This window comes from Terriglobales bacterium, assembly GCA_035487355.1.
Taxonomy (GTDB): domain Bacteria; phylum Acidobacteriota; class Terriglobia; order Terriglobales; family Acidobacteriaceae; genus QIAW01.
In genome coordinates, this window is sequence record DATHMF010000031.1 from 98,602 (window position 1) to 119,574 (window position 20,973).

Genomic DNA, 20,973 nt, shown 5'->3' on the forward strand with positions numbered 1-20,973 from the left:
GACCGCGAACAGCTATTTTCGAAGAAATCGCAAGTATAGCGGCACATCTTTGAGTTGCACTCGCCGTGTCTCGTAATCAATCGCACCGATCTGCTGCTTGAACTGGGTATATCCTACATCGAATCGACTTGGTGGCGTTGTGAGGAACTCCAGGTAAATGGGTGCATCTTCGGGAAGAGCCAGATTCATATCCAATGATTCAAGAGCACTCAGCACCTCGTTCGTGACGGAGTTGTCACCTTCCCAGTCAGCATATTCCACATCCGAGCTGCTTGATGGATAAAAAGCTTCTGCCCATCGGAGGACCTCTTCCGATGACATCCGGCCTTCGCGCCAGTCAGTCAAAACCCGGACCACTTCTTCACGTTTGATAATGCGGGTGGGCATGGGCTATGCCTAATCAAAGCACTCGAAATGCAATTTTGCGTGGCCGATCAGCTTGACTGCCTCAAGTGTAGTTATGTCGAACTCGTGGCAAACCAGATCCAGGACTTCCCGCACGGTGAGCAGGTCCTCGGCATGTGCGAGTTGGTTCATTTTGCTTTTCACGAATTGCTCGACACTGCCTTGGGTTTTTCGCGGCCTGCGCATCGTCTGTCTCTTTTCAGTTCTCATGCGGTGTGAGCCAGTGTGCTCACATCTCCCTTCTGCCTTCCATGGCTTTCAACATGGTGACTTCATCGGTGTATTCAATGTCGCTGCCTACCGGAATGCCCATAGCGATACGCGTGACTTTGGCCGGCAGACGCTCGCGCTTGATCTGCTGGGTGAGGTAAACCGCGGTGGCCTCGCCTTCCACGGTGGGATTGGTGGCGAGAATGACCTCATCTACCTCGCCGCGCTCCAGGCGCTTCAGCAAATTCTGAATGCGCAGATGCTCGGGGCCGATTCCATGCAGCGGCGAAAGGGAGCCGTGCAGGACGTGATAGACGCCGTTAAAGTGGCGCGTCTTCTCGATGGCGGCAATGTTGGTGGGTTCTTCCACCACGCACACCAGGCGCTGGTTGCGGGTCGGATTGCTGCAATAGACGCACGGATCAATATCGGTAATGTTATTGCACAGCGAGCACAGGCGTAATTTGTCTTTTACGTCGTGTATGGCGGTGGCCAGCGCTCCGGCATCATCCTCGCTCGAGCGCAGGATATGAAAGGCAAGGCGTTGTGCGCTCTTGCTACCGACGCCGGGAAGCTTCTTCAGTTCTTCAATCAGTCGAGCCATGGGCTCGGCAAACTTGGACATTCATCACCTAAGAATCTGGCAGTATCTAATGGGTTTTACCGCCCTAAAAAAATCGATCTTGTCATTCCGAGGAGTATAGCGACGAGGAATCCCTTTAAACTCCAATACTTTCTTGGAACGCAGAACGATAATTTATCGGCACAATAGGGATTCCTCCGCTTCGCGTCGGAATGACAAGATCGAGAACTTTCGATCTTGTTGAGCTTGTCTTCTGTTATACCCATTTTTCAGAACAGCCCGCTTAATCCCATACCGCCCAACATTCCACCTAACTTGGACTGCATGGCTTCATCTACTTTTCTTCCGGCGTCGTTCATGGCGGCGGTGATGAGGTCTTGCAGCATCTCCAGGTCGCCCGACTTCACCATCTCCGGGTCAATGGTCACACGCAGGACCTGTTTTTGACCGTTCATCTTGACGGTGACGGTGCCGCCGCCGGCGGAGCCATCCACCACGGTCTCGCGCATCTTTTCCTGCAGTGATTCGGCCTGTTGCTTGGCCTGCGCCAGCATTTCCTGCAATTGTTTGGGATTGAAGCCGCCCATGTTTGTCTCCAAAAACCTTAGCTTCTTTTCTCGCGATGGTCTATCACCGTGCGAATTTCGGCTGCGAACTTTTCCTGTACGTGCCGCACCACAGGATCATCTGCGGCGCGACTGCGGGCCGAGCCTGACGACCCGGTGCTTCTTGCCGGCGGCGGAGCGTTCCCGCTTGCTGCTCCGACTGCTCCATTGGCGCGTGCCGTGCTCTCCAGGCGCAGCTTCAGCATTCTCTTGGCAGCGGAGTTGATGGCAGCGGTCACGAGGCGGTTGGCATCGTTGGTCATGGCCATATCCAGAAAAGTCGCTGGGACCGCAACCTGAACCACGAGTTCATTGCCGGCAATGCTCCACTGGCCAGTTTCAAGATTTGAGAGCAGCGTATGCTGACCGCCCTTTTCCAGGGCTTCGAGCACAGCGCTGCGGATGCGGTTGACCAGATCTTCTGCCGGTTGCGCTTGCGGCTCCCGTTCCTGTTCCCGTTCCAACACAGGAGCGGGTGAAGGTTGTAGCTCGGCGGCAGAGGGTTCCTCCGGCAATGCTTCCGCAACAGCAACGGCAAGCGCGCTCGACCCGGCAACTATCACTGGTGTGCTGGATGACATTTCGGGTCCAGTCTTTCTTACATTGTCTTGGCGTGCGCGGTCCCGTTCGAAAGGCGAGGGGCGCTCACTCCGTGATGTCCCACCACTTTCGTGACTGAAAGGCGAAGGGCATGGCGGCGTGGCTGCTCTTTGCGAAGCGGGAGCGGATGGCACAGACTGAGTGCGATTTTCTACGGTCGCTCCGCTCAGCAGCTCTTCCAGGGGCAACAGCCGTTGCGCATGGACCAGCTTCAACAATCCGAGTTCCAGGTGAAAGCGTTGCTCGGACTTGTAGCTTACGTCCCCATGGGTGCGCAGCATGATTTGCAGAAAGCGGGTGAGGTCTTCTTCGCTGAACAGCTCGGCGGTGCGGGCCACACGTGCGCGCTCATCGGAAGAAATTTGCAGCAGCGCAGAATCGCCGCCCGCAACCTTGGCCACCATCGCATTGCGCAGGAAGCGGACCAGTTGCCTGGTAAAGTGCGTAGGGCTCTGGCCTTCGGTCACGAGCTTATCCACCAGGCGCAAGACATCCTGGCTGGAATTAGCGGCAACCGCCTCCATCATCTTTTCCAGAACCTCACCGGGAACCGTGCCCACCAATTGCTGCACAACCTCACCGGTCAGTGTTTCGCCGCAACAGGCAATGGCCTGGTCCATGATGGAGAGGGCATCGCGCATAGAACCGTCACCAGCCTCGGCCAGCAGAGCAATGGCGTCGCGGTCAGCCTTGATCTTTTCCTGTTGGGCGATGGCTGTGAGCTGGTTCACGATTTCATCAAAGCGCACGGCATGAAAGCTGAAATGCTGGCAGCGCGAGCGGATGGTCTGGGGAATATCCTCGGGCTGGGTGGTGGCCATCATGAAGACGATGTGTGAAGGCGGCTCTTCCAGGGTCTTCAGCAGGGCATTGAAGGCGGCATCGGTAATCTGGTGGGCCTCATCGAGGATGTAAATCTTGTAGCGGTCGCGGGCGGGACGATAACGCGCCGAGTCGCGAAGTTCACGGATTTCGTCGATACCGCGATTCGTTGCGGCGTCGATCTCAATTACATCAACCGAGCTGCTGGCGCGGATCTCCGTACAGGAGTCGCACTTGCCGCAAGGCTCAGCCTGCGGCCGGTCTTCTTTTCCGCCGCGACAATTCAGGCACATGGCCAGGATGCGAGCTACGGTGGTCTTGCCAATGCCACGATGGCCGCTGAAGATGTATCCGTGGGCGATGCGCTGCTGCTCGATAGCGTTCTTTAGAGTGCGTGTGACGTGCTCCTGCCCAATGACATCGGCAAACGATTGCGGACGATACTTACGCGCTAAAACCTGGTAGGCCATTAAAGTTTGATTATACGAGAGGAAGGCGGCAGTTAGCTTTTTAAACCCTTCTAGCGGTTTTTACGCTGCGCTCCATGCCAGACCGTACTGATGGTAATACGCTTACCTCGTATTCGATAAAGGACAATGTAAGGAGTCCCGCCGATGACTAACTCGCGGATCCCGGGCTCGTTTCCTGCCCGCCCCAGATTAGGATGATTCCTCAGAGCTTCAACGATGGCGACAATGCGTGTGGCCAATCGCTCGGCTGCCTCGGGCTTATCTAACTCCACGTAAGCCCGAATTTCCTGCAACCGTGCTCGCGCCAGCGGAGACCAGACGATTTCTATCTGGGTCGACCACGCGCGCTGTTTTCGCTGGCCCCCAGGCGGCTTTATCGACACGGCGCCTCATCGTCGTGACTTTTACCACAAACGCATTTCGGCGGCGGCAGTTCCTGGTTGGTGCCCCAGGAGAGGAGCCATGCCTTCATGTCCTCGTGTTTAATGTAGTGGCCCGATTTGGCCTGCCTGTCGGCTTGGGCGATCTCCGCCAGCATTCTTTCCTGGTCGGCGACGTAGGACTCTACCGCATCTGAAATAAGAAAATTTGCGCTGCGGCCAGACTCTTTGGCCAACTTCGCCAACCGTTTCTTGGTTGCCGGCTTGAGACGAATGCTGAGAGTTGCGCTTCGTGTGTTCGCCATAAACACATTTTAATACATCTGATGGAAATACGATAAGAGTTATTTCGAGAGGGCCTCTGCGTCACGTCGCCGGCCAGTGTCTCTTCATGGCCTTAGCGAACTGATCAGCGGGCAGCGTGTTGAGCACGTCTTTCTTTGTGAGCCAGGCGCGGCGAGCCTGCAAAATGCCATAGCGGATTTTTTCCAGGTGAGAGACGTGGTGCGAATCGGTATTGATGACGATCTTCACGCCGCGCTCGCGCGCCATGCGTAAGTGAATATCATTCAAATCGAGGCGTTCGGGATAGGCGTTCAACTCCATGGCAACTTTGTTTTTAGCTGCGGCATTCAGGATAGCGTTCATATCAAACTGGAAGGCGTCGCGGCGAAGCAATTGGCGTCCTGTAGGATGGCCGAGAATAGATACATGCTTGTTTTCCAGCGTACGCAGCAGGCGCTCGGTCATCTGCTCGGGCGGCTGCTGAAAATGGGAGTGCACGCTGGCGATGACCACATCCATCTGCGCCAGAACATCGTCAGAAAGATCGAGCTCACCGTCGGCGAGGATATCCACTTCGATGCCGGCGAAAATCTTGATGCCACTGGCGTGACTCGACACTTTGCGGATCCGTTTGATGTGAGCCTCGGCGCGCTTGTCATCGAGACCATTGGCAAAGGCGAGATTCTTGGAGTGGTCGGTGATGGCGATATATTTGTATCCCTGCTTGGTACCGGCCTCGGCCATCTCTTCTATAGTGTTGCGTCCGTCGGTTTCGACGGTGTGCATGTGCACGTCGCCCTGGATGTCATCTTGGGTAATCAGTGCGGGCAGCTTGTGTTCTTCCGCCAGATCGATTTCGCCGCAGTTCTCGCGCATCTCAGGCGGGATCAGGTCGAGCCCCAGCTTGGCATAAATTTCTTCTTCGGTCTTTCCCGCGACGCGTTTCTCGCCCTTGAGTGTGGTCAGCCCATATTCATTCAGGGTGAAACCCATTTTAAGGGCGCGCTGGCGCAAAGAAACGTTGTGCGATTTCGATCCGGTGAAGTACTGCATGGCCGCTCCGAACGATTCCGGGGGAAGCAGGCGGACATCCACCTGCATGCCACTGCGCAGCTTGAAGCTGACTTTGTTCTCTCCCTGGGCGATGACTTCCATGATGCCGGGGAAGGCGAGGATTTTTTGTTTCAGCGCATCAAGCTGTTTTTCATTGGAGCAGGCTTTGCCGGTAACCAGCAGATCGAGGTCGCCAATCGTTTCGCGTCCGCGGCGAAGCGAGCCGGCAGGAGTAATTTTGTCTACACCCGGCGTGCCGCCCAGGTATTCCATGATCTTCTGCGCGGTTTCGTCGGCCACGTCGAGATGAAAGCGTCCCGAGATGCGGCGGTAATCCTCAATGCCTTTCAGGATCTTTTGCTCCGCCTTCTCACCCATGCGGGGCAGGGTGCGCAGCTTGCCCTCGCGCGCCAGCCCTTCTACACCGGCCAGATCGCAGATTTTGTAGGCGTCCCAGATGAGCGCGATGGTCTTGGGACCGAGTCCCTGGATCTTCAGCAGCTCCAGCATGCTGGGATGATATTTTTCCAGCAGCTCGGTATGCGGCTTCAGCTTGCCGTCTTTAAACAGTTGCTGCAGATGGCCGGCCATGCTCTTGCCGATTCCGGGGATCGCGAGCAGCTTTTTTTCATCGACAACCAGACCGGCGATGGGCTCGCCCAGCGATTCAATGGCCTCGGCGGCGCGCTGGTAGGAGCGTATGCGAAAAGGATCGTCGCCTTTAACCTGCATGAGTTCGGCGGTTTCGTAGAACAGGGTGGCGACGGATTTGTTATCCAGGGAGCGCGGTGGTTGGCTCATGCCCATTATTTTCTCATCTTATTGGGGGAAGAAGCTCTTAGCTCTTAGCCTTTAGCTTTTAGCCAAAAACAAAAGCTTGCCGCAGATGAACGCAGATTTGCGCGGATCGGATTTTGCGGGTCAATTCCCTGGGCTACAAAAGTAACCTCCCTGATGTAATCATGCATCCTAAAATATGGCATGCTCCGTTCATCCGCGTTTGGCTTGCTTTTATGCGCAGCTTTGGCGCTTGTTCTTCCGCTGCAGATCGCCTCTGCTCAAAACACGTTGCTTCCTACTGCTCAAGACACGTCTGTTCCTCCTGCTCAAAACCCGCAAGGATGCACCGATCCGTCATCGGCCGATTCATGTACGCCCACGCCTGCGCCGTCGCAGCCGGCCAAGCCACCGGTCTGCGGCTTGACTCACCTGGATCGCTGCGCGGTTGACATTCTCCACGATCAGGCCGGAATCTGGACAAGCCCTTTGCGGCTCCAGTCGCACGACTCCGTCTGGCTCGTGCCATTTGCCGCCGCCACCGGAGTTGCCCTGGTTTACGACAAACAAGCCCTGCAAAACCTGGGGAGCAGCCGGAATCAAATCAATATCAGCAACAAAGTTTCTGACCTTGGCTCAGGCTACACGCTTGTCGGGGAGGGTGCGGGGCTGTTCCTCATCGGCTCGCTTACGCACAATGAGCACCTCACAGAAACCGGACGCCTTGGGATCGAGGCGATCATTGACGCTTCGATCGTAGGTGAAGGATTGAAGCTTGCAACCAACCGCCAGAGGCCTGACACGGGGAATGGCAGCGGCGCGTTCTGGCCTAACGGTATGCGCAACTACTCGTTGAACAGCTCGTTCCCCTCAGGACACGCCATCGCCACCTGGGCTTTCGCCAGAGTGGTGGCATCAGAGTATCCGAATAAGCTGGTGGATCTGGGAGTCTATGCGGTGGCCACGGCGGTCAGCGTAAGCCGTGTAACCGGGCGCCATCACTTTCCTTCGGACGCGCTGGTGGGCAGCGCCTTAGGGTACTTGATCGGAGGTTACGTCGTCCGCCACCACTCCAGTAAGTACAAAGACCCGGCGTATTCTTTTCTGCCGATTGTCGATCAACGGACGCATACCTATGGTATGACCCTGCGATTCTTGTCACACTGATTCGCTGCCTTTCTTCCGTTAGGCGTCATTGTGCCGACATGCGGTTGCGCGCCTCCTTCACCAACTTCGTGAACCTGCGTGCCAACTCAAGGATGCGTTCTGCCTGCCTGCGTTGCACAGCTTCTTTCGGGATCAACTCTGTGCCTATGCCGAGCGCGGCTGCCCCCGCCAGAACGAAATTCAAAGCCGTTTGTTGGTTTACGCCTCCTGAGGCAACTAATGGTACCTGCGGCAGCGGCGCCTTCAGCGCCCGGATATAACTGTCACCGCCTACCTGCGCGCAGGGGAAGATCTTGACCATGTCGGCGCCGGCCTTCCACGCCGTAATGACTTCGGTTGGTGTCAACGCGCCGGGAATAACGACAACCTCATTTTTTACTGCGAACTCCATGACGTCCAGAACGAGTCCGGGGCTGGTCAAGAATTTTGCCCCGGCATCCAAACAGCGTCTCGCTATTTCTATATCTAGGACCGTTCCAGCGCCCACGACCATTTCCGGAATCCTGCGTGACAAATCGGAGATTACTTCCATGGCTCCAGGCACAGTCACGGTGATTTCCGCGACCGGGATACCGCCGCGGTTGACGGTTTCGGCGGCAAAGCGTGCATCCTCGGCAGAAGACACGCGAACTGCGGGAATGATGCCGACCTGCTCGATGCGAGCGCGAACTTCCTGCTTGTTCACCCTTCCGGCTCCTTTGGCTGCCAGATCAGCAGACTTCTTATATTTAGCTTAATTTGCGAGGCGCGAACGGAGCAGCGCTATGCGCTCTCCTCAAAGTCCGGCTCCGGTTCAGGGAGCTTGTCGCCTTCCTTCGCAAACCACACGTACAAGGTCGGGAGCAAGAAGATACTCAGCAGCAGCGCTCCAACCAGCCCTCCAACAATGACGATAGCGAAGGGCCGCTGCGAGTCTGACCCGATACCGCGCGAGAGTGCGGCAGGCAGCAAGCCGAACGTCGCTACCAGCATCGTCATGATGATGGGGCGAAGGCGCAGGACCGCTCCGTCAATAGCAGCGTCTTCCACCGTGTGACCCCGCGCGCGTAGCTGATTAATATACTCCAGCATGATGACGCCGGTTTGCACCGAGACTCCGAAAAGAGCCAGGAAGCCGACGCCCGAGGAAACGCTGAAGTGCGTTCCCGTGAACAAAAGCGCAAGCAGTCCGCCGATCGGCGCCATGGCCACGTTACCCAGGATGAGCAGCGCCCATTTGAGCGAACGAAACATCGTATAGAGAATTCCAAAAATCAAGAGCAGGGTCAGCGGCACGATGACCAACAGACGCGCTTCGGCGCGCTGTTCACTTTCGTACTCTCCCGCCCAGTCCAGGTGGTACCCGCGCGGCAGTTGGACCTGCGCGTTTACTTTCTTGATCGCTTCCTCAACGGCGCCGCCAAGGTCGCGCCCGCGCACACTGTACTTGATAGCGACGTAGCGCTGGTTACCTTCACGGTAGATTTCCGAGCCGCCATCCTGTTCCGTAATTTTGCAGAGTTGGGCGAGCGAGACCCGTTCTCCGGTCGGTGATAGCAAGCGAATGTTCTCAATGGCTTCCTTGGTGTTGCGGTACTGCGGAAGGTAACGCATTACCAGGTCGTAGCGCTGCTCACCTTGCAACACCTGCGTCAGAGCGGTGCCTCCAACAGCGGTCTGGATGGCATCCTGAACGTCTGCGACGTTGATCTGATAGCGCGCCGCCTGTTGGCGGTCCACCTCGATATTGAGGTTAGGTTGACCCAGAGCTCGAAAGACTCCAAGGTCCTCAATTCCGTTGACCTGGCGCATGGTATTGACGACCTGATCGGCCATGGTCTCGAGAAGTTTGAGGTCATCACCGTAAATCTTCACGGCGAGCTCGCCTTTGACTCCGCTGACTGCTTCCTCCATATTGTCGGCGATGGGCTGCGAAAAACCCCAGACGACGCCAGGAATTTTATCCAGTTCGCGCTGCATCGCGGCGATCAGTCTTTCCTTGTCTTCGTGAAACACAGGCCGCCATTTTTCCTTGGGTTTCAAGTCCACGAAGTACTCGGTATTAAAAAAACCCGTGGTATCCGTTCCATCGTCGGGGCGCCCCACCTGGCTCCAGCATTGAGTAACTTCGGGAAAAGAACAAAGCACGACGCGGGCCTGGTTCATTACCCGGATACCTTCACTAGGTCCCGTGCTCGGAGCGAGGGTGCCGCGGACCCAAAGTGCGCCCTCATCCAGGTGAGGCAGAAACTCAGAGCCGATCACTCCGCCCACGGTGAGATAAAGGGAGATGAGCACGCCAAGAACTGCTCCGCCCACGGTCACCAAACGATGCTCGATTGCCCATTTCACAGCGGTGCGATAGCGCGTTTTCAAGAGTTCCAATACGGGATTGCGCCATTCGGTCACGCCTTTGCGGAACAACACGCTGGATAGAACGGGCGCGATCAGCATGGAAAACACGAGCGCGCCAAGGAGCGCAAAGGCCACGGTCCAGGCCATGGGATGGAACAGGCGTCCTTCGACCCGCTGCAGAGTGAAGATTGGCAAGTAGGCGGTAATGATGATCGCGATGGCGTAGAACACAGGCCGCTGGACTTCGTGGGCCGCTTCGCGGATGCGCTCCATCGGCGTCTTGTAGGTGGCGCCGCCATGGCCCATGTGGCGGACGATGTTCTCCACCATGACGACCGCGCCGTCCACAACCATTCCGAAATCCAGCGCGCCCAGGGAGAGCAGGTTTGCGGGAATGCCCTTCAACTGGAGACATGTCGCGGCAAACAACAACGAAAATGGGACCGTGAGTGCAACAATCAACGCTCCGCGAGCATTCCCGAGAAACAGAAAGAGTATGACCACGACCAGAATGATGCCTTCCGTAAGGTTATGCAGCACGGTATGCGTCGTGTAGTGGACCAGGTCGCTGCGATCAATAAATGAAACTACCTTTACGCCCGGAGGCAAAATGTGATCATTCAGCTCTTTAACCTTCGAGTGGATTCCTGCGAGTGCCTCGTCCGCATTTGCGCCTTTACGTAAGAGCACGATGCCTGAAACCACGTCGTCATTATCAATGATCTTGCCGTTTTCTCGAATGATGGCTCGCGCAGTCTGTCCGAGCCGGATCTTCGGGCCTTGAGCAACGACGGCGATATCCTTTACGCGCAGTGGGGTGCCACTCTTGGTCATAATGACCGTGTTTTCGATATCGCGCACATTTCTGACCAGCCCCACTTCCCGAACGTTGATTTGCTGCAGACCGGCTTCGACGAAGCTGCCGCCCGCATTGGCATTGTTGTTGGTGAGCTGTTGCTCCACCTGGGACAGGCTGAGACCGTAGGAGACCAGTTTGTCGGGATCAATGCGCACCTGATATTCGCGGGTCGGACCACCGAAGCTGGCAACATCAACCACGTTGGGCACGGCCTTGAAGTTTTTCTCGATCACCCAATCCTCAATTGCCTTCAATTCCATCACGTCGTAATTTGGATTCGTGCTCTTCAGCGTGAACCAGTAGATTTGGCCGACGGGGCTCCAATCCGTACCCATCTGGGGCACGACGCCCGGCGGCAAGCTCACTTGCGAAAGCCGTTCGAGGACCCTCTCCCGGTTCCAGGCATTCTCCTCTTCATCGTCGAAAATCAGCTTTACATCGGAAAGCCCAAAAAGGGAGAACGAACGCAAATGAACGACATGGGGGACGCCGTTCATCACCGTCTCAAGAGGAATTGTGACCTGCTGCTCGATTTGTTCTGCGGAAATTCCCGGCCACTGCGTGATGATCTCGACATAGTTATTGGCAACGTCGGGATAGGCTTCGACGGGAAGCTGGTGGAACGAGATCGCTCCCCAGCCAAGCAGTATAAGTGCCGCTGTGAGGACAAAAAAGCGGTTCTCCAGCGAGAAATCAACAATCTTGCGAATCATCTACTGTTCCACCGTGTTTTGCAGCACCAGGGCGTTCGCGGCCACCTGCTGCCCCGGCACAATGCCCGAGATGATCTCCTGCATGTTTTCCGGAAGCATCTCTCCAGCGGTAACTTCGACGCGCTGGAACTGTCCATCGGCTAAAGGCATGAAGACCCAGTTACGGTCACGTAAATGCAATACAGCGCTCGCTGGTACAGCAGCCCGTCTCTCCGGCTTTTTGCCGTAGAACGTGGCGGTAGCAAACATTCCTACGCGCAGGAGTCCCGAATTTTGAACTTGCAGCCTTACCTTGGCGGTGCGGATGTTGGGATCGAGCACCGCCCCAATGTTGTCAATCCGGCCCTTCAGGAGCTGGTCGGGATAGGCATTCAGATGAATGTCGGCGTAGTCGCCCAGGCGAATATTGGATAGTTCGTTTTCATGCACATCGCACAGTATCCAGACGTACGAGAGGTCCGAGATGGTGAACGGGTTCGGCCCGGAGAGCGCCTGAACCCCGGCCGCGTTGGTGACTTGCTGATCGGTGATGACCCCCGACACCGGGGCCACCACATCCACAATTCCACTTCCACTGGCATGATCTTTGTTCACGCCAAGAACACGCAGGCGGTCCGCCTTCGCCTCCAGATCGGCCTTGGCGTTCTGCTCTGCGTCTTCGGCGACTTCCATGTCCTTCTGGGCGATTGCACCCTTGTCGTAGAGAATCTTAGCCCGCTCCAGTTGCGTCCGGGCCAGCCTCTCGTCGTTGACGGATTTCTGGTAATCCGAAAATGCCGTGGAGATATCCGCGCTCTGAACTCGCATCAGCAATTGGCCCTTCTTGACTTGGTCGCCCAAGCGCGCGCGGATGTCCACAACCCGGCCCGAGGCAAGCGAGATGACCGGCACATTGCGCGACACATCCGGGTTCACTACTCCTGTCACCGTCAGGGTGCTTACCGATTGATGTTCGGCGGCGGTGGCAAGCGGGAACTGCTCGGGATGGTCCACCTTGACGATGTTGACATTGGATTCGTGCTCAACCTTGGGCGGAGGCGGCGCTTCGGCCTTCACATCTGCCTGCCCTTCTCCGCACGCAGCGAGGAGAAGACAGACGCCCAGCAATGAAAGTGCCCCGACGAAATAGTAAAAAAAACGTTTCTTCATGGAATTACCTCCTTACCCACGGCAAGGTTCAATTGATTCGCCGCCATTAAATAAGAGCCGACCAGGTTGATGTAATTCAGCTCCACGCTCCGGTATTCACTCTGCGCGTTCAGGAAATCGAGCAGCGAAGCGCCGCCGCGCTGATAAGAGAAGGTGATGATGTCCCGCACGCGGACCGCTTGTTGTAAATACTTGGTTTTGTATGGACGCAGCAGGGTGAGGTCGCTCTCCAGCGTTGCATAAGAAGAATCCACATCGCTGAACACCTGCGCCTGGGTGGCATCGAGCAGCCGTTGGTTTCGATTAATGTCCAGTTGCGTGCGCAGCTTCTCTCCCTGGTTGCGGTCGAAGATGCGGAGGGGGATGCTGACACTGGTACCGATAGTTTGGTGGTCAAACGGATTGTTGAACGAGGGATTGTAGGAATACCACGCGCTGACGGTAGGATCCGTTGAACCGTTGGCAACTGCGAGCTTGTGATCGGTTTGGGCTTTGTCTACGGCTTCGACGGCCGCTTTCAAATCGGGCCGCGTGTCCAGGGCGATCTTGCGGAACTCATCGAGCGGCGGTAGTTGGTCGGTGAAGTCAAATGGACCCGTCACGTCGAATTGCGCGACTGGCGTACGGTCGTTCAAGAGCGTTAGCAGTTGTATCTTCGCCGTCTTCAGGCTCTCTTCCGCGGCTTGCAGGTCAGACTCGTATTGTGACTGCTGCAATTCCAGGCGGTCGAGATCAACCTGCGCGATATCACCGGCCTTGTACCTTGTCCTGCTTACGTCGAGTACGTGGTCGTAGTATTCCAGGTTGTCTTGCGCCCTCGCCAGCACCGCTTTGGCCTGCAGGGTTTGCACAAAGTCGCTGCGCAAGTTGAAAAGCAGGGTCCTATCAAGATCAGCGTGGGTCGAGACCGCGATTCCGGTTGCCTTCTGTGCACTCTCCAGGCGCAATTCGCGCTTGTGCTGGCGCTCATGCAGATAGCTGAAGCTGCTTACAAGCATGGTGCCGGTGAACGGTTGCCAGACTCCTTTGTAACGAGCGAGTTGGGTGCCATCGTTCGACAGGGTGAGCTGCGGGTTGGGGCGCAGATACGCGGTGATCTCCTGCGCCTTGGATTCATCAATACTCACCTTGTCTGCCAGCAACGTCGGGTTGTTCTGTTCAAAGCGCTGGCGGACCTGGTCCCAATTTAGAGTCAAGGGCGCTGGGGCCGGCGGTTGCGCCTGGGCCCAGCCCTGCGAGCTGCAGAGTATCAGCGCAAAGTAGAAGAAGAGCTTGTTTCGCATCGTTGATTCCATGATTCCATTTTGTTCTGCCAGCTTTAAAGGCGCCCAGGGAATGCCGCACACATCTTTTTTTCTAGTCATGAATACGCCGCCGGATTACCGGCGGCCGGGGAATGATCTTCGCTGCCGTCTTTTGCCGCCAGGCCTGCGGAAATAGTTCAGCAGGCCACCCACAGCGAGACAGGCCAGACCCGCGATGATGAAAACAAGACACGCGAGTTTGACATACGCATTCCAATCCATTTCTGTGCCGTCTCCGCGGTAATGGTTCCCCAATCAAGAGTCAGTTAGAGGCCATCTAGTTCTGTTGATATCCTTGTTCCTCAATCAAACTTTTGTCATCCCGAGCGCAGCCGCGCTTCGCGGCGGAGTCGAGGGACCTAGGTTCTTTCATGTTTTCAATAATGGACTCTTACTCACCAAACCCATCTGACGAATGCCGGGCTTCTAACAAAATCGTTATGCCTTTCCATTTAAGCCTGTGCTGCATCTTCTGAGAACCCTATCTTTGCGGCGGGAGGGATATCTTTCGGGGTTAGGGCCTATCTTTTGGTCAAATTCCTTTTGATATGCGATTGAATTAAGTAATGATGTTCTTGCATTTACACTAGTCCGAAGAGCCAGGCGTCATGTTCGACATTTCCATCATCTACGCGCCATCGAATCGCAGAAAGAACCTGCTGATTGCTGCAGCTCTCGTTGTAGTGATCGCAGTTGTGGACTGGCGAACGCCGGCATACATTTCACTCGGCTTCTTATATCTGTTTCCCATTATGTTGGTGGCGGGCTTCCTGAATCGCTGGCAGATTGTTGGTATTTCGCTGTTGTGTTCCGGCCTGCAGGAGCTGTTCAGCAACCTTCCCACGAGCGCCTACATTACGCGTCTGATGATGGTTACCATGGGATATATCGGTACAGGGTTCTTTGTCTCTGAGTTGGTGGCGAAGCGGCGGCTCATGACGCAGCATATGGAAGATCTTGAGCGCCAGATCCGTTTTCGACAGGATATCGAACAACAGCTCGAAGCCCTCATCGAGAGCAGCCCTGCAGCCATTGTTACCGTAGACTCCGGAGGGCTCATCGAGCGCGCCAATCAGGCCGCTCAGCAATTGCTTTCTCCCGAGGGTCCACCGCTGCGCGGTCTATCTATTGCGCCTTTCGTGCCGGCGTTGCAGGCGGTCGCGCAAAGTTACACCTCCCGGGTGCTGCGCACCACGATGCAATGCCAGGGCCGGCGTCCTAACGGCGAGGTATTTCTGGCAGCAGTGTGGTTTTCCACCTATTCCACCATTGCCGGACCGCGCCTCGCTGCCATAATCGTCGACCTGTCGGAGGATATACGCGACCGAGAGCAGTTAAGCCTCGATCATCTTTTGAAAAATGCCCGCATCGTCATGGTGGCAGTCTCCCATGAAATCCGCAATATCTGCGGGGCCATTTCGACCGTACAAAGGAACCTGTCGCACGTTGCCTGCCTGGCTGAGAACCGCGATTTTCTTGCCTTGGGAACACTGGTGGAAGCGCTGGGAAAAATTGCTTCTTTGGATCTGAAGCCTTCCACCGAGCAAAATCTCGCAGCCGTGGAGCTGCCTTCGGTACTCGATGAATTGCGGCTTTTGATTGAGCCATCGCTCCACGACGCGGGCATCAAGTTACTTTGCCGCATCCCGGATGACTTGCCCCTGGTGTCCGCCGACCGGTATGGTCTTATACAGGTTTTTCTCAATTTGGTGAAGAACAGTCAACGCGCCATGGAGGCCAGTGATCAAAGACAGTTGACCATCTCTGCTGTCTCTGAACGCCAGAGCGTAGTCATACGGTTTGAAGATACCGGCCACGGCGTCGTTGCTCCCGATGAGCTCTTTCAGCCGTTTCAAAAGCAAGCTGTGGCCACTGGACTCGGCTTGTATGTTTCCCGCGCCATCTTGAGGACCTTCCGCGGCGACTTGCACTACGAACCGAGAGACATGGGTTGTTGTTTCGCGGTCTCGCTCGTGCCTGTGGCAACCGCTCGGGAATCGGCCTATGCCAGCCAAAGCTGACAAGATCCGGGTACTCATCATTGATGACCATGCTCTGTTTCGCGAGAGCGTAGCCAGGCTGCTTGAGGGCGAGCACAGCTTTGAGGTGCGCCACTGCGGCTCTGTCCAGGATGGCATCTCGATCATCGCGCTCTGGCCTGCCGACGTGGTCCTGCTGGATTTCGATCTGGGCGATGAAAAAGGCTCCGCGTTCCTGGCGAAAGCCCGCGCCACCGGATTTCAGGGCAAAATACTACTGCTGACCGCCGGCGTGAATGAGCTGGAAGCTGCGGACCTGATTCGCAGCGGAATCTCAGGCATTGTACTGAAGCATAGTTCGCCGGCGGAACTCTCCCAAGGTATTAAAGAGGTACTGGCCGGCAAGGTCTGGTTCGAGCAAGCCTATCTCAAGAAAGTAATGGAAAAAGCGACAGCATCGGAACTCAAACCATCCGGCGCTAAAACTTTCACCGAACGGGAACGCCAGGTGCTCACCCTGGTTTTCGAAGGGTTGGCGAATAAAGAAATCGCCGACCGGCTGAACATCTCGGAAAGTTCCGTGAAGGCCTCCCTGCAACAATTGTTCGAGAAGACCGGAGTCCGCACCCGCAGCCAGTTGGTGCGTGTTGCCCTTGAGCAGTACAAAAACCAGTTCTAGGGCGTATTGGTATTCAGCCCTCAGGTCAGGAATTCGGCGATTTTGGCTGTGTCAGGGCACGGATTTAGAGGTTGCGGAAAAAGTCCTCGGGGTTGAGAATCCTACAATGTTCAAGATTCGAGTAATCCTGTTTGTTTTGATAATCGTCTGCGGAAAAGCGTGGGCGCTGGATCAATTTGCAGGGATCAAATGCGGAGCCGATATTCCCAAGTCTTTGCTTGGGAAACACGACTCCAATGAACCCGTGGTTGTGCTCGAAAAACGGCACAAGGATTTGGGTCTGAAAGATTTGGGTGGAACCGAGATTTCTGATCGCTTGTTCCTGTCTTCGTGGCAGATTTGCGGAAGCGAGTACGAACTGCTGGTGAATACGAAAAGCGGACTGATTCGCGACGTGCTTCCATTTCCCTCTCATGCAGCAACCTCGCCCATGTTCATAGGCACGTGTCAAGCGGATGGAAAAGAAGTACCCGGGTCAGTCGTCGCAGTGCTGAATAATAGCGCCGGATCCAACGCGAGAGATGAAAAACTGGCCAAAACCATGCTCAAGGCCACGGCTGCGTGGAAGATAGACGAGACCAAAGAGAAGTTTGCCAAGCAATCAACGCAAAATCTTGAATGCCCACTCAGCGGAATCGTTACGCTGGATGGCGGCCCCTAGGACGCTCATGGCTGCGGAAAGCGACACTGGATTCTAATGCACTGACTTGGCGTAACATCGCCATTCCACTCATTGGCTGGTTCTGAGTGGTATAGCCTGCTTACACCAATCATGCTCTAAAATGCAGTATGGGATGTCTAACACCGGATTGGCAACAACCACGCCCAAGCTGGGAAGAGGCACGAACGATGTGTCAGCGGGTTCCGTTAACACCTGTCCAGCTAACGTCAGGCATATTTAACGACGTCCTAGCAAGCCTGCGAGAGTCTCACTCCAATGGAGGAGCAGTTCTAGCTGCATTCCGTATCTCCTCCGACGATTGTTTTGACTGGTATGCTTCGCGAAACCGTCTATTAGAAGACAGCATACTGGTATCCCTTCTGTCCCGTCCCGAGGTCCGACTGGCACTACCCGAACTCATGATTCCATCTGAGGCAGACCTCATTGTGAACCCACCGCCTTGCCCCATTGGTGCTCAGGTCTTCAGTATGGAAAGTCCGTTCCTGTTCGACGGTAGGTTGGCACAGTGTCTTCATTCAGGAGGAGCTTACTGGCACAAACGCGGCGATGGAAAGGAAGAAAAACAACTCGCCCTCCATTTCTGCGAAGCAGCTTTCGATCTGAGGTTTTCGGAAATACAGTTCTACGTTAGCTACAACGCGTGGACTCGCTGGTTTTATAACGTCGCGTGGGATTGGACATCAATTCTGTTCGACCGTAACCTGCGAACGCTCTGGATTTTAGCTGTTACCGATACTGACTGAAACCGTGTGGCTGGTCCACTGCTGGCGAAATATCGCCATAGCACTCGTTGACGCTGGATTCTAATGCACTGACTTCGCGTAACATCGCCATTGCGCCAGCAATCCGTCCAGGCGGTGAAATCCAGCTACGCAGCTACAATTGGCATCATGGCACTTTTCACCGTAATCCTGGAGTTCGATGGCGGTACCTATATTTCGCAATTCCGCGCCGCCTCTGCGCAAACCGCAGCCGTGAAACATGCTGCTCAGTTGGTCGGCAACGAGGCGGTCGGCAGACTCGCCACCAGGAAACGTATCGCCCATGGTTTATCCTCCGACCGGCCAGTCGCAATTGAGGGTGTGCGCAACGTCTGGTGCTGTTCTATCTCGATTGGCAAAAGGTTCGCGTTAGTAAACATCGTTGCCACATCTGAAGCGTAGGGTGGGGCATAACATCGCCGTATCGACTCATTGCGGATTTCTGAGATCGCGGTACAAAACCCTATATCGCATCATCAAAGTAATCTCGCGCCTTATAAGAAGTGCGAGGTGTTCTGCCTTTCCATTTGTCGAAAATTCTCGCAAGCTCCATGCCGCTCACTGAGATGAACTTCGGCCATATCTCTTGCTTGTTCGGTGTTGGATAACCCAGAAGGTTGTTGAACGAGTTGTTGATTGCCCGCACAACGGACTCGTCGGCTTCATTAAGTTTGGGCCAACACAGGAGAACCTGCCTTACCTCATCCCGTGTGAGACCAAATATGGTCCCGAACTCCCACTCCGGAAAGAATGGACCCTCTACGGCTGCGTGCAGACACTCTCGTACTATCTCGCGTTCTCTCTCGTCCAGATTGGCTAATGACACTATGCGGCCCATTAATGACTGATTTTACTCACGTTTCGATGACTTTCCAGGGAGCTCTTGCACTCACATCCGGACTAACTGTTGCAGAATCGCCTTTACGCTCACGACGCAGTCAATGAGCGCTATCGCCTGTTCTCAACAGTTACGCAAATCCTCTCTCTCCATCTCCATCTCCGCTTGTTTACAATAGATTCCGCATGGAGCGAATTCCGAGGATTATTCCGCCGCGCTCAAGAGTTCGGTTGGTCCGCGCTGATCGGACGACCCGTGAATGGCAGAAGGAAATTGGTCGCCAGTTCCGCGTCGGCTACTACCGTCGCCAAGACCGCCTTGACTGCATCTGGTTGGTGAACGAGAAAGGCGAATATGAGCAAACCACTGACCGCGATAGCCTTCTACGCTACTTCGCAATCGAGAGGCTAACAGATGAACGTGATTACTACGGCGTGCACAAGCGAAAGCTCGGACCGCTGAGAAGGAAGCAGAGTCGTAGAGCCTCAAAGTAACTGTTGAAACATCGCCCTAGCACCCATAACTCGAAATTTCATCAATTGCCAGACGTCCAGCGACCCTTGCCAAGCGAGAACAAGAGATAGTCAGTCGCCGCGTCTGCCAAATCCGAGAACACCTGAACGCACTGGTATTGCGCGTCTCTGGTGCACCAACCAACTCTGTATCCTCGGTCTTCTTCGGCGATGAAAGTAGACGGAGTGAATCGCTTGTCGTAGGATTCACCCAGTAACGCTCTGACCGTTTCTGGGTGTTCACGAAGGTATTTCGCAATGTCGGAAGCCGGAAGCTCGGAGATGGCCATTGCGGCTGCGACTCCTATGCGCTGAACCCTGAATCCGTCAGGGACCTGTCAATGTTTAGTCTTCTTCTCCAACTCCACATTTGATGAATCGTACCATCTCGCGAGGGTGACGGAATAATTGTCGTAACATCGCCTTGTCACTCATTGAGCTGCGAATGCGGGCGGTTGGCAAAACCTATCGTTAACTCTGGCTCTCCTTGGTCCTTGCCGAACTCAAGACTGTGATGTGCGTGGTAGCCGGGGTTCTTCCCGGTACGTGGCGCAATCCAAACCGCCTTCCTGTCCCGCTGACCGCCCGGTTGACGATATCATTGCCGAGGTCAATAAGCAGCAATCCAAAAAGGCAAACCGCGATCTTTGGGGAAAGAGGCCCGTGATGGGAGCAGATTTGAAAGTAGAGTTCAAGCGCAAGAAGAACTCTGTCAGCTATGAGCAGCTCAACCTTAATTTGACGGAGCTATCGGATATCGCATACGAGTTGGATGTCACTCCACTGGATGAGATGATCTCCATAGGTGAGGAGGAGGTCGAGCAGGCCGCCGCCGTAGAGGGAATGACTCCCGCTGCCGTGCGTAAGAAAATGCTGAAGCGGTTTGCTCCCGAGGAACCATTGGCGTCAGTAGAAGCCCTGGTCGCGTATTTAAGAAAGAAAAAGAATGTCATGGATGATCAAGAGTTGGCTCTCAGACAACTGGAAGCGCTGCTTCCTCTTTTGCAAGACGCCAAACAGAATGGTGTCGAAGTGCGCTTGCGGTATTTCTTATGAAGCGACCAGTGAGTTGCAGGTAAGCGTCCGGAAAGTCTTTAATCACCCACAAGTTGAGTACCAATATTGGCGCTACAATGACCGCATGCACATGCGATACGCTTTAGCTATGGTTGTCGTGAGCGCAGCAATGTTGGCGCAATCCAAACCGCCTTCCTGTCCCGCTGGCCTCCCGGTTGACGATATCATTGCTGAGGTCAATAAGCAGCAATCCAAGAAGGCAAACCGCAATACCAACCCTTTGCCCGGGACTATCTGTATCGGGGGGTTGTGCTTCGGCCATTCAAGACTGCCAAAAACGGCTCCAGAACCTGCGCCACGAGGCGAAACGCCCAGCGACGCAAACACGAGCTCCAGCCGTTCAAACACGATTCCCGTGGACGAGTGCGACGACAAGATGGAGACGGCGTTTAAGGCCGCTCACAACGTGGATGTTGGCGACTACTACTTCGAACAGAAGAACTATCACGGAGCATTGCTGCGCTACAACGATGCGCTCGAAGAAAAACCTGGGGATATTGCCATTCATGTTCGCCTGGGGCGGGTTTTTGAGAAACTGAACCAGCTTCCGCAAGCCATCGAGCAATACAAGACGGCGCAGACGCTCGATGGTCCGGAGAAGTGGTCCGATGAAGCTAAGGCGGCCCTACTGCGTCTTCAGAGCCCCTCAGCTTTGTAAGTGTTGATCAATCGCGATTACGCTCACAACCCGGCCAAAACCATTGGTTCGGCTAAGCATTTCGCTTACGA

General features: G+C 55.2%; 21 protein-coding genes. 8 read left to right on the forward strand and 13 right to left on the reverse strand.

The genetic code is table 11. From position 1 onward, the window contains the following. Positions 1 to 12: 12 nt before the first annotated feature. The 8 genes from VK738_07715 to polX form a co-directional block, all read right to left on the reverse strand. Entirely contained in the window at positions 13 to 387 is a 375-nt protein-coding gene (locus tag VK738_07715; protein ID HTD22525.1) for a hypothetical protein, read from the reverse strand. A 9-nt stretch (positions 388 to 396) separates the two neighbouring features. Beyond that, positions 397 to 537 carry a hypothetical protein gene (locus tag VK738_07720; protein HTD22526.1) on the reverse strand — a complete coding sequence of 47 codons (141 nt, stop codon included), beginning with the start codon at positions 535 to 537 and terminating at the stop codon, positions 397 to 399. A gap of 97 nt (positions 538 to 634) precedes the next feature. Further along, positions 635 to 1,240 carry a recombination mediator RecR gene (gene recR, locus VK738_07725; protein ID HTD22527.1) on the reverse strand — a complete coding sequence of 202 codons (606 nt, stop codon included), beginning with the start codon at positions 1,238 to 1,240 and terminating at the stop codon, positions 635 to 637. Positions 1,241 to 1,467: 227 nt separating this feature from the next. Beyond that, positions 1,468 to 1,785, reverse strand: coding sequence for a YbaB/EbfC family nucleoid-associated protein (locus VK738_07730; GenBank protein HTD22528.1), 318 nt, complete (start codon positions 1,783 to 1,785; stop codon positions 1,468 to 1,470). A gap of 17 nt (positions 1,786 to 1,802) precedes the next feature. Beyond that, the gene (gene dnaX, locus VK738_07735) at positions 1,803 to 3,695 is read right to left on the reverse strand and encodes a DNA polymerase III subunit gamma/tau (protein ID HTD22529.1); all 1,893 of its coding nucleotides are present in this window, start codon (positions 3,693 to 3,695) and stop codon (positions 1,803 to 1,805) included. A gap of 50 nt (positions 3,696 to 3,745) precedes the next feature. Continuing rightward, positions 3,746 to 4,078: a type II toxin-antitoxin system RelE/ParE family toxin gene (locus VK738_07740; protein ID HTD22530.1), complete on the reverse strand. Its 333-nt coding sequence runs from the start codon at positions 4,076 to 4,078 to the stop codon at positions 3,746 to 3,748. Further along, positions 4,069 to 4,380, reverse strand: a complete 312-nt coding sequence (locus VK738_07745; GenBank protein ID HTD22531.1) for a CopG family ribbon-helix-helix protein — start codon at positions 4,378 to 4,380, stop codon at positions 4,069 to 4,071. Before VK738_07745 ends, VK738_07740 begins: the two co-directional genes overlap by 10 nt. A gap of 61 nt (positions 4,381 to 4,441) precedes the next feature. Beyond that, positions 4,442 to 6,214: a DNA polymerase/3'-5' exonuclease PolX gene (gene polX / locus VK738_07750; GenBank protein ID HTD22532.1), complete on the reverse strand. Its 1,773-nt coding sequence runs from the start codon at positions 6,212 to 6,214 to the stop codon at positions 4,442 to 4,444. Positions 6,215 to 6,394: 180 nt separating this feature from the next. Here polX and VK738_07755 point away from each other — a divergent pair, with 180 nt between their 5' ends. Continuing rightward, the gene (locus tag VK738_07755; protein HTD22533.1) at positions 6,395 to 7,357 is read left to right on the forward strand and encodes a phosphatase PAP2 family protein; all 963 of its coding nucleotides are present in this window, start codon (positions 6,395 to 6,397) and stop codon (positions 7,355 to 7,357) included. A 25-nt stretch (positions 7,358 to 7,382) separates the two neighbouring features. Here the strand turns inward: VK738_07755 and VK738_07760 are convergent, their stop codons facing one another. The 4 genes from VK738_07760 to VK738_07775 form a co-directional block, all read right to left on the reverse strand. After that, positions 7,383 to 8,042: a bifunctional 4-hydroxy-2-oxoglutarate aldolase/2-dehydro-3-deoxy-phosphogluconate aldolase gene (locus tag VK738_07760; protein HTD22534.1), complete on the reverse strand. Its 660-nt coding sequence runs from the start codon at positions 8,040 to 8,042 to the stop codon at positions 7,383 to 7,385. Between the two features lie 77 nt (positions 8,043 to 8,119). Continuing rightward, the gene (locus VK738_07765; protein ID HTD22535.1) at positions 8,120 to 11,263 is read right to left on the reverse strand and encodes a CusA/CzcA family heavy metal efflux RND transporter; all 3,144 of its coding nucleotides are present in this window, start codon (positions 11,261 to 11,263) and stop codon (positions 8,120 to 8,122) included. Then, entirely contained in the window at positions 11,264 to 12,412 is a 1,149-nt protein-coding gene (locus VK738_07770; GenBank protein HTD22536.1) for an efflux RND transporter periplasmic adaptor subunit, read from the reverse strand. Then, positions 12,409 to 13,776, reverse strand: a complete 1,368-nt coding sequence (locus VK738_07775) for a TolC family protein (GenBank protein HTD22537.1) — start codon at positions 13,774 to 13,776, stop codon at positions 12,409 to 12,411. Before VK738_07775 ends, VK738_07770 begins: the two co-directional genes overlap by 4 nt. A 548-nt stretch (positions 13,777 to 14,324) precedes the next feature. Here VK738_07775 and VK738_07780 point away from each other — a divergent pair. The 5 genes from VK738_07780 to VK738_07800 all read left to right on the forward strand — a co-directional run bounded on the left by VK738_07780 (position 14,325) and on the right by VK738_07800 (position 18,219). Further along, positions 14,325 to 15,737, forward strand: a complete 1,413-nt coding sequence (locus VK738_07780) for a PAS domain-containing sensor histidine kinase (protein ID HTD22538.1) — start codon at positions 14,325 to 14,327, stop codon at positions 15,735 to 15,737. Further along, positions 15,721 to 16,374: a response regulator transcription factor gene (locus VK738_07785; GenBank protein ID HTD22539.1), complete on the forward strand. Its 654-nt coding sequence runs from the start codon at positions 15,721 to 15,723 to the stop codon at positions 16,372 to 16,374. The genes VK738_07780 and VK738_07785 overlap by 17 nt, the downstream gene beginning before the upstream one ends. Before the next feature lie 106 nt (positions 16,375 to 16,480). Beyond that, positions 16,481 to 17,035: a hypothetical protein gene (locus tag VK738_07790; GenBank protein ID HTD22540.1), complete on the forward strand. Its 555-nt coding sequence runs from the start codon at positions 16,481 to 16,483 to the stop codon at positions 17,033 to 17,035. 446 nt (positions 17,036 to 17,481) lie between these two features. After that, on the forward strand, positions 17,482 to 17,799 hold the full coding sequence (locus tag VK738_07795; GenBank protein ID HTD22541.1) for a hypothetical protein: 318 nt from the start codon (positions 17,482 to 17,484) through the stop codon (positions 17,797 to 17,799). A 90-nt stretch (positions 17,800 to 17,889) separates the two neighbouring features. Then, positions 17,890 to 18,219, forward strand: coding sequence for a hypothetical protein (locus VK738_07800; protein HTD22542.1), 330 nt, complete (start codon positions 17,890 to 17,892; stop codon positions 18,217 to 18,219). Between the two features lie 971 nt (positions 18,220 to 19,190). Here VK738_07800 and VK738_07805 read toward each other — a convergent pair. Beyond that, positions 19,191 to 19,457, reverse strand: a complete 267-nt coding sequence (locus tag VK738_07805) for a hypothetical protein (protein ID HTD22543.1) — start codon at positions 19,455 to 19,457, stop codon at positions 19,191 to 19,193. Between the two features lie 256 nt (positions 19,458 to 19,713). Between VK738_07805 and VK738_07810 the strand changes: the two genes are divergently transcribed. Together VK738_07810 and VK738_07815 are read left to right on the forward strand one after the other, a co-directional pair. Next, positions 19,714 to 20,223 (forward strand): hypothetical protein, encoded by a 510-nt coding sequence (locus tag VK738_07810; GenBank protein HTD22544.1) that lies wholly within the window; start codon positions 19,714 to 19,716, stop codon positions 20,221 to 20,223. A gap of 91 nt (positions 20,224 to 20,314) precedes the next feature. After that, complete coding sequence (locus VK738_07815; protein HTD22545.1) at positions 20,315 to 20,902, forward strand: tetratricopeptide repeat protein; 588 nt, start codon at positions 20,315 to 20,317, stop codon at positions 20,900 to 20,902. Positions 20,903 to 20,973 lie beyond the last annotated feature (71 nt).

What these genes read in the sequence shown, in the direction of transcription:
- VK738_07715 (HTD22525.1), bottom strand. Translation starts at nt 387, where the DNA reads ATGCCCACCCGCATTATCAAACGTGAAGAAGTGGTCCGGGTTTTGACT.
- VK738_07720 (HTD22526.1), bottom strand. Translation starts at nt 537, where the DNA reads ATGAACCAACTCGCACATGCCGAGGACCTGCTCACCGTGCGGGAAGTC.
- recR (HTD22527.1), bottom strand. Translation starts at nt 1,240, where the DNA reads ATGTCCAAGTTTGCCGAGCCCATGGCTCGACTGATTGAAGAACTGAAG.
- VK738_07730 (HTD22528.1), bottom strand. Translation starts at nt 1,785, where the DNA reads ATGGGCGGCTTCAATCCCAAACAATTGCAGGAAATGCTGGCGCAGGCC.
- dnaX (HTD22529.1), bottom strand. Translation starts at nt 3,695, where the DNA reads ATGGCCTACCAGGTTTTAGCGCGTAAGTATCGTCCGCAATCGTTTGCC.
- VK738_07745 (HTD22531.1), bottom strand. Translation starts at nt 4,380, where the DNA reads ATGGCGAACACACGAAGCGCAACTCTCAGCATTCGTCTCAAGCCGGCA.
- polX (HTD22532.1), bottom strand. Translation starts at nt 6,214, where the DNA reads ATGAGCCAACCACCGCGCTCCCTGGATAACAAATCCGTCGCCACCCTG.
- VK738_07755 (HTD22533.1), top strand. Translation starts at nt 6,395, where the DNA reads ATGCTCCGTTCATCCGCGTTTGGCTTGCTTTTATGCGCAGCTTTGGCG.
- VK738_07765 (HTD22535.1), bottom strand. Translation starts at nt 11,263, where the DNA reads ATGATTCGCAAGATTGTTGATTTCTCGCTGGAGAACCGCTTTTTTGTC.
- VK738_07770 (HTD22536.1), bottom strand. Translation starts at nt 12,412, where the DNA reads ATGAAGAAACGTTTTTTTTACTATTTCGTCGGGGCACTTTCATTGCTG.
- VK738_07775 (HTD22537.1), bottom strand. Translation starts at nt 13,776, where the DNA reads ATGACTAGAAAAAAAGATGTGTGCGGCATTCCCTGGGCGCCTTTAAAG.
- VK738_07780 (HTD22538.1), top strand. Translation starts at nt 14,325, where the DNA reads ATGTTCGACATTTCCATCATCTACGCGCCATCGAATCGCAGAAAGAAC.
- VK738_07785 (HTD22539.1), top strand. Translation starts at nt 15,721, where the DNA reads ATGCCAGCCAAAGCTGACAAGATCCGGGTACTCATCATTGATGACCAT.
- VK738_07790 (HTD22540.1), top strand. Translation starts at nt 16,481, where the DNA reads ATGTTCAAGATTCGAGTAATCCTGTTTGTTTTGATAATCGTCTGCGGA.
- VK738_07805 (HTD22543.1), bottom strand. Translation starts at nt 19,457, where the DNA reads ATGGCCATCTCCGAGCTTCCGGCTTCCGACATTGCGAAATACCTTCGT.
- VK738_07815 (HTD22545.1), top strand. Translation starts at nt 20,315, where the DNA reads ATGCGATACGCTTTAGCTATGGTTGTCGTGAGCGCAGCAATGTTGGCG.